The following is a 9826-nucleotide window of genomic DNA, read 5'->3' on the forward strand; positions in this document are numbered from 1 at the left end:
TAGTTTTTAACACCCCCTTGGATCCCCCATTTCAACAATAGTAATTAGCCTTAAAAGATATTAATAAGACCAAAGGCTGGGTAAAGGCATCGTGCCTTAAGGCGATATCGCTGTCAGAAAGGTGTGCTTGTAAACCGGTGGTGGTAGTATCTAATATATTTGCAGGTGATGCCATTGTATAATTGCTTGGTTGACGTGTGCAAAAAAAGGCATCCTGCTTAAAATAAAAGTTAGCGAAATCTCATATTAAAGTTTGTGAATTGTCAGGATCATCAGGCAAAAGTCATATACAGCAAAAAAGCCTGCCCCCATTATGGAGACAGGCAATCGTCAACCTCAAATCACTATTCTAACACACTAAATAAAAGATTGATTATAAGCCGAAGGCGTAAGCAACACGCAAGCCAAAGAAGTTGCTGCTGCTGCCGTTATCAGTAAATTTGGTATTGCTTTCAAAGCGTACACCGGCATCAATGTAGTTGTTGCTGCTTAATTTAAATACATAACCTACTTGCGGCGCGTATACAAAGCTGGCTGATTTATCGGCGCCTACTTTATCTTTATTGGTAAGGAAAGCCGCGCCTGCTTCGCCTTGTACATAAAAGTTACTTACCGGGTAGTATTTTAAACCGGCTTTAACAGGTATCAATTGTAAATCTGAAGCGGTAACGCCACCGTTATCTTTAGCGAAGAAGTTGTTATAACCTGCGTTAACGGTTACGTATAATTTCTCGCTCACGATAGGAAAATCAGCCTGGATAGATCCGCCCAGGTTCCAGTTGTACGCATCGTGGAAACTACCAACCGGTACGCCTACTTCCGGGCCTACGCTTAAGCGGATGCCTGAACCTGTAGTAGTTGATTTTGATGATGGAGTAGTATCCTGTGCTTTAGTAGTTAAAGTTGCTATGGTTAATAATGCAAGTGTTACTACACTTAATTTAATTGAACTTTTCATTTTAGTATAATTTATATGTTGTAGAAATTTTGATCATTGTTTATTATTTGCTGTAGATGATATAGCAGATTTCGTATACCTGCTGATAGAGTTGCAGCAACTTGCCTTTTAGTGTAGAATAATGTTCTTTGTTGTCCATTGTGTGTTTCAATCCTTTTGATTTGATATGTCAAAGGTATAGTGCCGCGGGAAGCGCATCAATCCCAAAACTTCGGCACGTAGAACCAATTTTTCCTTAAATAATTTGCGTTTAAACACTACTAAACCGTTTTTCCGAATAGAAAAAGCAAAACAAATAAACTGATAATGAAGCTACTAAACCATAAACTCATTGCCAAAACAGAACCCATAAACAAGCAATGCCCCGGAAAATATTTCCCGGGGCATTGCAACAAGGCAGCCTATACCCGTTTAAATAATTATTGAATTTTTACCGACGATACCAAGTCATTGGCGTTTGGCGATAAGCCCACAAAGTTGGAATTGCTTGAGGTAAGCGTCCACGATGTACCGGTAAAATTATCGTCGGCATACATGGTTACCGTCCACCCGGTTGGTATTTTTACAGATGATGCCCAGTCGTTCACAAAGCCGTAGGCCTGTAATTGCGATAAAGTATAATTACCCTTCGGCAAAGCCCCCATTCCGGCACCTGCATAATTTACATCGGCAAAAAAGGTTACACCCGTAATAGCCGTGCTGGTATCATACACCGTGTTTTTACCGCTGCCATATAATTGAGCCGATACGCTCGACAAGTAAGTATGCACATCAGAATTTGGCAGGTTATAATACAAGTAGATGCCGTAATTATTATTAACCGTTTGTGTAGCCAATGATGCCGCGGTTGAGCTGCTGGTAGCCTGTATATCAATAGCCGCCGGACCTAAATTAGCAGCCGATAAGCCAGGCACATTTGGTACCGAATACGTGCCGTAAATAGCGTTCCAGCTGTAATTGATCTTTGAGCCTACCGTTACCCCGTTAAATGATAACCTTGATGATGCCGGGCCATAATTATAAAAAGAGATGATCTTATTAGGCAGCAAACTGCGAAGCGCGGTTACCAGGTAAACAAAAGAACTTGAATTTGGCTGACCGGTACCGTTATTACCATAATCGGCATATTCATCGTCAAAATCGATACCATCGAGGCCGTAAGTGTTAACCGCGTTGGCCAGTTGCTGGGCAAAGGCCTGCGCCGCTGCCTGGCTCGGGAAATTACAGATGCCCGCGCCCTGGTGATTACCCAATATAGATAACAGCACCTTTATGCCCCGGCTTTGCAGCGGTTGCACGTAGGTATTCCGGTTGGCCAAAACATTGTTAACGTTGGTATTAAAATACAGTTCGGCAGTTTGGGTAGAGGTGTTGTAGTTAATATTAGCGGCAAATATGATAGCGATATCAAAAAGCTGCTGGCCGGTGGTGAGCTTGTAATACCCAACGTTGCGAATATCGGCATTGTTAACCTCCACATAGCAAACCCCTTTCGGGCCGCTGGCGCCAATAGCATCGGCACGTAAAGTGGTTGATTTGGGTGTACCTGCGGTTTCGGCCGGGTTTGGTACGGCCTCTTTTTTACAGGCAGAAACGAATAGCATGGCTGCGCTTCCCATGGTTATGGCAGCATGTTTTAAATTAAAAATTGTTCTCATGTAAGTTAAATGTTGGTTTTTTGATTGGTTGGATTGATAAATTAACGGGCATAGGCATACCGTTCTATTTATTCATAGGCAAATAGGCTAAAGAGGTTACAATTTGGTTTACAGGTACTTGAACGCAACTAAATCGTTTTTTGTTTTGGGTGGAACGACTTCCAAGCGGGCTATACCACGATCAAAACAACAAATACGTACCAGTTAAAATTTTCGTTTATAGCAAATACATACTCTAAACGCTATTTTTAGGCGAATGGCAGCTTTAGAATTAAGCAGGAAAAGAAATAGAAACTTTCTAAAAATATTTTTTTTAGATGGAAAATCCCTTAGTGATCTTCGTGTTAAAACTTAGTGCCCTTTGTGGTTTATTTTTACCACAAAGCACACAAAGCAAGAATCACGAAGTGCACAATTATTTGGCCGACGAGGTTAGTATATCACCGTTCTGAATGCGCTCTACATTACGGGCAACTTCAACAGCAAAGCCTTCAACAGCGGTAAGATCAGTTCCCCACAATACTTCGTTGCTCAATATCCGTTCAACTACGGTAAGGGTGTCCTCTCTCGCAGACCAGGCAGCATGCAGCGTCTCCGCATTAGCGTCGGCAATAGCATAGTCCGTACCATTTATTGTACTGATGTAAGTATTATCGTCGGTTTTTACGGCATTTACAAAGCGTATAAAAGCGGCAAAACCCAACGTCATATTGGAGGGCACGGCTTTATTGGTTTTGTAATAATTTAAAAGCAGGGGCACTACACGCGCCTTTAGTTTTAAGGAATATTGCATGGCAATGCTTTGCCATTGATGGTTAAGGTAAGGGTTACGAAACCTATCGAGCACTTTATTGGCGAAAGTCTCCGCCTGTTCCCGGCTGATGGGGTATGGAATGGCAGGGATAATTTCAGTAAACACTAAGTTGGTGATGTAATGCGCAAAGGCATCGTTCTGCATGGCTTCGCTTACTGTTTTAAAGCCAGATAGTATCGCTATAGCGCAGCACAGGGTATGGGTACCGTTCAGCAATCGCAGTTTTAGTTCGCGGTACAGTTCAATATCCGGGGTAATGATAACACCCTCATCAACAAGCTGGAAAGATAAGGCCTCTTCCAATTCGATATCGCCCTCAATAGCCCACAGACTGTAAGGTTCGGCAATAATATTGAGGTGATCGATATAGCCTTGTTCTTGTGTTAGTGCCTCCTGTAAAGCGACATCCGGCTTGCCCGGAACTATTCTATCCACCAGCGAATTGCAGAAACGGTTAGCCGTTTGCAGCCATTGTATAAAGGCATTATCCAGCTTATTATACCGCGCCAGCTCAATTACTATATCCTTTAATATTTTGCCGTTGTCAACAATCAGTTCCGTTGGGATGATGATCAAACCTGAGCTTTCCTTTCCACCTAAAATTTGATACCGGTGATGCAACACCGCCAGCAACTTGCCGGGGAACGAGGCAGGCACATCACTTAACACATCCTCCTTAAGCAACTGAATCCCTACTTCGGTAGTGTTTGAAATGACGAGTTGCAAATCGGGCGAAGCAGCCACATCGAGTAGATCTGCCCATTGTTGCTGTGCGGTAAGTACCCTGCTGATTGCCGAACAGATAACACTTTTATTTACAGCTTTGCCGTTTTCAATGCCCTTAATGTGCAGGGTATACAGGTTATCCTGCTTATCAAAATCATCTGTTGAACCGGCAGCGGTTGATTTTACCACCACAATACGCCCGTTAAAAATGCCTGCACGGTTAGCCTTATCTATGTAATAAGCGGGCAGTCCGCGGAGCAGTACACCTGTGCCAAACTGTAAAACACGCTCGGGCAGGTTAAATATTTGCTCAACCGGTATTTGAGGATCGATAACGGACAAGGTTGTTTTTGACAGGGTATTCATTTTAATAATATCTTCTTAAACCACCATTAAGGGGCAGTAATTTCTTTTTTCGATTTGATGAGGCTGAACATGATTGCCCAAGCGCTGATGTAGGCCAGTCCGCATATTAAAAACATGATGAAATATGCCTTTGGCAACTGGTTCAGTTTTTCGTAGTACACAAACATGCGTTTTTGCACCAGCAGCGAGAGCAAGATGCCGCCGATGCCACCAGCCATACCGCCAATGCCGGTAACGGTTGCCACTGCCCTTTTCGGGAACATATCTGACACCGTAGTAAAAATATTGGCGCTCCAGGCCTGGTGCGCGGCGGCGGCGAAACCCACCGTAATAATGGCCAGCCACATATTGATAGCCCCTAAATACTGCGCGAAAACAATAGGCAATACCAGCAAGGCATATATCAGCATAGATGTTTTGCGTGCCCAAAATACCGATCGCTCCTTGCGGATGAGGTAAAAAGGCAACCACCCCCCGCCAACACTCCCCACGCTCGACATAATGTAAACCAGCGCTATCGGGAATGCTACCTGTACCGAAGTAAGGCCATATTGCTTATTCAAAAAATCGGGCAGCCAAAACAGGTAAAACCACCATATCGGGTCGGTAAGGAACTTGCCTGCTACAAAGGCCCAGGTTTGCTTGTATTTGAGCAATTGCCGCCAGGTAAACGGCGGACCATCATTGGCGCTCTCGGCAGCTTCGTCTTTATCGCTATGGATGTAATCAAACTCGCCTGCCGATAATTTTTTATGTTGGGATGGTGGCTGATAGATCATGAACCAAAATATGAGCCACACAAAACCGATAGCACCTGTTAGCAGAAACGCGGTTTGCCAGCTATATTTTTCGGCAATAAAGGGTACGCTTAGCGGCGCAATAATAGCCCCCACGTTTGAGCCCGAATTAAAGATCCCCGTAGCCAATGCCCGCTCTTTTTTCGGAAACCATTCGGCCGTAGTTTTTATGGCTGCCGGAAAGTTGCCCGCTTCGGTAATACCTAAAAATGCCCGCGCGAAGCTAAAGCCAAGCGTACTGCTTACAAAAGCGTGCAACACTGCCGCCAAACTCCATAACCCGGCAAAAATGCCGTACCCTAATTTGGTACCCAATTTATCAATTACCCGGCCCGCGCCTATCATACCTATGGCATAGGTTATTTTAAAGGCGATCTCAATGTTGGCATAATCGCCCGAATCCCAGTGTAGGTCGGTAGTGAGGTAAGGTTTCAGCAGGGCGATCACCTGCCTGTCCATATAATTAATGGTAGTGGCCGCAAACATGAGGGCGCAAATGGTCCACCTGTAACTACCCGATGCTTTGTTCATATTTTGGCCCTCGTTTGCATAGCTGTAAACTTAAAATTTGAAGTAGTTTACCGCGTTGTTATAGCTGATATCCTGTATTATTTTGCCTACCCATGGAGTATCGTTAGGCAATTCGCCGTTCTCAATATCGTTACCGAAAAGGTTGCAAAGCAAACGCCTGAAATACTCATGCCTCGGGAACGACAGAAAACTGCGCGAATCTGTCAGCATACCTACCATGCGGCTTAGCAGCCCCATGTTAGAGAGGGCGTTGAGCTGACGCGTCATCCCATCCTTTTGATCTAAAAACCACCAGGCCGAACCGAACTGTACCTTACCCGCTACCGAGCCATCGTTAAAATTGCCTGTCATGGCGGCTATCACTTCGTTATCGGCAGGGTTAAGGTTGTAAATAATGGTTTTGGCGAGCCTGTCTTCGGTATCCAAACGGTTCAGGAATTTCGATAAGGCTGCGGCCTGGCTAAAATCGCCAATGGAATCCCAACCGGTATCGGGCCCTAAATTGCTGAAAGCGCGGGTATTGTTGTTGCGTAATGCGCCGATGTGGTATTGCTGTACCCAACCTTTTTCATGATCCCAAAGGGCAAACTCAAACAACATGGCCGATTTAAACTTCAGCACATCCGTTGCCGATAAGGTTTCATTGCCTCGTATTTTATTGAAGATGGCGCTTATCTCGCTACCCTCATAATCAGCCGAGTAAATTTGCTCCAGTCCATGATCAGACACCGAACAGCCATTGGCCGCAAAGTAACCGTGCCTGCCTTTAAGCGCTGTGAGGTAATCGTTGTAAGTACCGATAGTAATATCCGCGACGGCTTCCAGTTTATCGATATAGGCATTCAACGCTTCGGTATTTTCGGCAGCCATCGCTTTATCCGGGCGAAAGGCTGGCAATACCTTCAGGGCCAAACCTTCGCTTTTTAACTGCTGATGATACGCCAAATTATCCAACGGATCATCCGTAGTGCATATCACTTCCACATTCATTTTACTGATGAGGCCGCGGGTGCTGTATTCGGGCGTTTGCAACAGATCGGTACAGGTATTATATACCTGCGTGGCCGTATCCGGCGATAGTATATCGTGGATATTGAAGTAGCGTTGCAGTTCGAGGTGTGTCCAATGGTAAAGCGGGTTGCGCAGGGTATAAGGCACAGTAGCTGCCCATTGTGTAAACTTTTCGGCATCGGTTTTAGCACCGGTAATGTAAGCCTCATTTACACCATTGGCACGCATGGCCCGCCACTTGTAATGGTCGCCGTTGAGCCAAACACGGGTGATGTTTTCGTAGTTAACGTTGTTGGCAATTTCATCGGGCGGCAGGTGGCAATGGTAATCAATTATGGGCAAATGCTTTGCATAATCATGGTAGAGCAGCTTTGCCGTATCTGTTTCGAGTAAAAAGTGTTCGTCCAAAAATTTCTTCATGTTTTTCATGCGGGTTTATGCGCCGTTCAATTTACCTCATCGCGCTTATTAAACAAAGGGCGGCCACTTGTTATCGTCTATTTTTATGGTGATGCCATTGGCGGGGCATCATTAAATATTAGTTTAACCAGGTTTATTAACGCAGCGATATTAACGAGTAAAAAGCATTAAAACGGGCTTTGGCCTATAAAAATTTACGCAATCGTTGCCGAAATGAATGTACTGATAATTTGGCGGTAAGCCTGCTTTATCGCTTATTTGTATAATTATAAATTGATGTACAAAGCTGCTACCATAAAAGATATTGCCCGTGCACTGGATGTATCGCCCTCCACGGTTTCGAGGGCGTTGCGTGATAGCCACGAGGTGGGTACCGAAACAAAGCAAAAGGTTTTGGAATACGCCCGGCAAATAAACTACCATTACAACCCGGCAGCGCTAAGTTTGCGGTCGCGGAGGAGTTATTCTATTGGTATTATGGTGGCTGACGTAGCCAACAGCTTTTTTTCGCAAACTATTAACGGGATAGAGTCTATCGCTTATGAGCGTGGCTATAATGTGATCATCACCCAAAGCCACGATTCGTACGAGCGCGAAGTGATCAATATGGAGCACCTCGCCAACCGTTCGGTAGATGGCTTGCTGATCTCCATGTCGGCACAAACGGTAGATTATACCCACGTAACCCGGCTGCACGAACAAGGGCTGCCCATTGTATTTTTCGACCGGATACTTAGCGACATCGATACCTTTAAGGTAACTACCGATAATTTCAGATCGGCTTACAACGCTACCGAAGCGTTGATAAAAAAGGGATACCGCAATATTGCCCACCTGGCCAATGCCCCGCAGCTCTCTATTACTACCGAAAGGTTAAATGGCTACAAAGCCGCCTTAGCCGATAACAATATCCTCTTCAACGAAAACCTGCTAAGGCATTGCTACAATGGCGGCCGCGACGAACAGGAAGTTGAACAGGCGGTGAATAGTATACTTTCGGCAACCAATAAACCCGATGCCCTCTTCATCGCCAGCGACCGCATCAGCACAGCCTGTATAAGGGCGCTTAATCATATTAAAGGGGCTGACGAACTCGCCATTATCGGCTTTTCCAATTCGGATGTGGTAGATCTGCTATCGCCCCGGATCTCCTATATCAGGCAGCGGGCATTTGAAATGGGGCAAATCGCTATTGAAATGCTTATTAAGCTGATAGAAAGTAAATACCCGGTATATGAGTTTGAAACGAAACTGCTGGAAGCGGAGGTTTATTGGCAGAAGTAAAAAGCCTGTTATTGCTTTATATATAAATCTCGTCATTGCGAGGTACGAAGCAATCTCTACTTAGGTTTCGCTTGTGCTCTGATTAACGGTAGTCTGCTCATTGCCGCAGAGGCTACTACTTTTGGCTATGCCCCAAAAGTAGCAAAAACTCAAGTCCAGCAATAGGCTTCTTTGCCGCACGTGGCCATACCCTGCAAATCGTGCAGAACTTTGGGCTGGAACTTTTGCCCCGCTGCTCATTCCCTCCCCACTTGCAACAAGTTCACTATGCCCGCCTTCGCTCTTGGCCTCCACAGTTCTGCCCGTTTTCGCCCGAAGCTGCTTGCTGACGGAGAGGGTGAACGTGGCAAGACTTACGAAGTTTTAAAAAACGTGTCATTGCGAGGCACGAAGCAATCGCGAACTATACAGAGCGGCTCTTCAAGTCGGGGATTAATTCGTACCTCAAAAAAAAAATTATTTTTTTACTGAAATTTCTTGATTGTTAAAATAATTGTGTATCATTGCATCATGAAAACAACAACAATACAATGCTTTATACCGCAACCGATTTATCGGAGGGGATAGCTATGTATTGAATAAAATATTATAAAATACGCAAATCCTCTTAGATAAATCTAAGGGGATTTTTTGTTTTAGGGACATTTTCAGGGTAGTATATCAATTGGTTAGATTACCACATTTGGGATGTGGAGGCTCCCGGTTCGAGTCCGGGTTACCCTACTGATAATAAAGGAAATATAGCTCAATGGTTAGAGCAGCACCCTTATACGGTGTCGGTTAAAGGTTCAAGTCCTTTTATTTCCACCAATATAATTTCCCTATGGTGCAACGGTAGCACGTCTGATTTTGGTTCAGAAGATCGTGGTTCGAATCCATGTAGGGAAACCTTTAGTTAAGGCAGTAGTTTTTCAGCTGCCCAATGCTTTCTTATTTATGCTTAAATTGCTTTATGGCGGGAAGGGCAAGTTATATAAAATAAAGAAATTTCTTTATTTTATGATCCTATTTAACAAATGGTCGGTTGCCCGAGTGGTTTAAGGGGGTTCTCTGCAAAAGAATTAATCGCAAGTTCGAATCTTGTACCGACCTCTTAGAATTAATTTGCCTTGTATGAGGCAATTTGCTTAGGATAGATAGTGCTATATTAACGTTAGTCTGCTCTTGGGCGCAGGGCCCATTACTTTTGTATTATAGGTCTACCATAATTCCAAACTTTAATCAAAAAGATTTTTTTCAAGCTGTTCTCTTATACTTTTCC

The 9826-nt window shown here is 44.3% G+C and carries 7 protein-coding genes and 4 tRNA genes; 5 read left to right on the forward strand and 6 right to left on the reverse strand.

Annotated features, from left to right (window positions below):
• Positions 1 to 31: 31 nt before the first annotated feature.
• The 6 genes from AC07NA_RS26100 to uxaC form a co-directional block, all read right to left on the reverse strand.
• A complete protein-coding gene (locus tag AC07NA_RS26100) occupies positions 32 to 175 on the reverse strand; it encodes a hypothetical protein (protein ID WP_494901006.1) in 144 nt (47 codons plus the stop codon).
• Positions 176 to 373: 198 nt separating this feature from the next.
• Complete coding sequence (locus AC07NA_RS26105; RefSeq protein ID WP_345212463.1) at positions 374 to 958, reverse strand: hypothetical protein; 585 nt, start codon at positions 956 to 958, stop codon at positions 374 to 376.
• Positions 959 to 1377: 419 nt separating this feature from the next.
• Positions 1378 to 2616: an endo-beta-N-acetylglucosaminidase H gene (locus tag AC07NA_RS26110; protein WP_494901007.1), complete on the reverse strand. Its 1239-nt coding sequence runs from the start codon at positions 2614 to 2616 to the stop codon at positions 1378 to 1380.
• A gap of 415 nt (positions 2617 to 3031) precedes the next feature.
• Positions 3032 to 4522, reverse strand: a complete 1491-nt coding sequence (locus AC07NA_RS26115; protein WP_494901009.1) for a tagaturonate reductase — start codon at positions 4520 to 4522, stop codon at positions 3032 to 3034.
• A gap of 26 nt (positions 4523 to 4548) precedes the next feature.
• Positions 4549 to 5850 carry an MFS transporter gene (locus tag AC07NA_RS26120; RefSeq protein WP_494901011.1) on the reverse strand — a complete coding sequence of 434 codons (1302 nt, stop codon included), beginning with the start codon at positions 5848 to 5850 and terminating at the stop codon, positions 4549 to 4551.
• A 30-nt stretch (positions 5851 to 5880) separates the two neighbouring features.
• Positions 5881 to 7281: a glucuronate isomerase gene (gene uxaC, locus AC07NA_RS26125; protein ID WP_494901013.1), complete on the reverse strand. Its 1401-nt coding sequence runs from the start codon at positions 7279 to 7281 to the stop codon at positions 5881 to 5883.
• Positions 7282 to 7557: 276 nt separating this feature from the next.
• Here uxaC and AC07NA_RS26130 point away from each other — a divergent pair, with 276 nt between their 5' ends.
• The 5 genes from AC07NA_RS26130 (at position 7558) to AC07NA_RS26150 (ending at position 9657) form a co-directional block, all read left to right on the forward strand.
• On the forward strand, positions 7558 to 8565 hold the full coding sequence (locus AC07NA_RS26130) for a LacI family DNA-binding transcriptional regulator (RefSeq protein ID WP_494901015.1): 1008 nt from the start codon (positions 7558 to 7560) through the stop codon (positions 8563 to 8565).
• Between the two features lie 649 nt (positions 8566 to 9214).
• A tRNA-Pro gene (locus tag AC07NA_RS26135) sits at positions 9215 to 9288 on the forward strand.
• An 11-nt stretch (positions 9289 to 9299) separates the two neighbouring features.
• Positions 9300 to 9375 (forward strand) — tRNA-Ile (locus AC07NA_RS26140).
• Between the two features lie 7 nt (positions 9376 to 9382).
• Positions 9383 to 9453: transfer RNA gene (locus tag AC07NA_RS26145), tRNA-Gln, on the forward strand.
• A gap of 130 nt (positions 9454 to 9583) precedes the next feature.
• Positions 9584 to 9657: transfer RNA gene (locus AC07NA_RS26150), tRNA-Cys, on the forward strand.
• The last annotated feature ends 169 nt before the right edge of the window (positions 9658 to 9826 follow it).

Source organism: Mucilaginibacter sp. GW821-FHT07G05, assembly GCF_059418565.1.

Coding starts and splice junctions, on each gene's coding strand:
- AC07NA_RS26100 (WP_494901006.1), bottom strand. CDS start 175: ATGGCATCACCTGCAAATATATTAGATACTACCACCACCGGTTTACAA.
- AC07NA_RS26105 (WP_345212463.1), bottom strand. CDS start 958: ATGAAAAGTTCAATTAAATTAAGTGTAGTAACACTTGCATTATTAACC.
- AC07NA_RS26110 (WP_494901007.1), bottom strand. CDS start 2,616: ATGAGAACAATTTTTAATTTAAAACATGCTGCCATAACCATGGGAAGC.
- AC07NA_RS26115 (WP_494901009.1), bottom strand. CDS start 4,522: ATGAATACCCTGTCAAAAACAACCTTGTCCGTTATCGATCCTCAAATA.
- AC07NA_RS26120 (WP_494901011.1), bottom strand. CDS start 5,850: ATGAACAAAGCATCGGGTAGTTACAGGTGGACCATTTGCGCCCTCATG.
- uxaC (WP_494901013.1), bottom strand. CDS start 7,281: ATGAAGAAATTTTTGGACGAACACTTTTTACTCGAAACAGATACGGCA.
- AC07NA_RS26130 (WP_494901015.1), top strand. CDS start 7,558: ATGTACAAAGCTGCTACCATAAAAGATATTGCCCGTGCACTGGATGTA.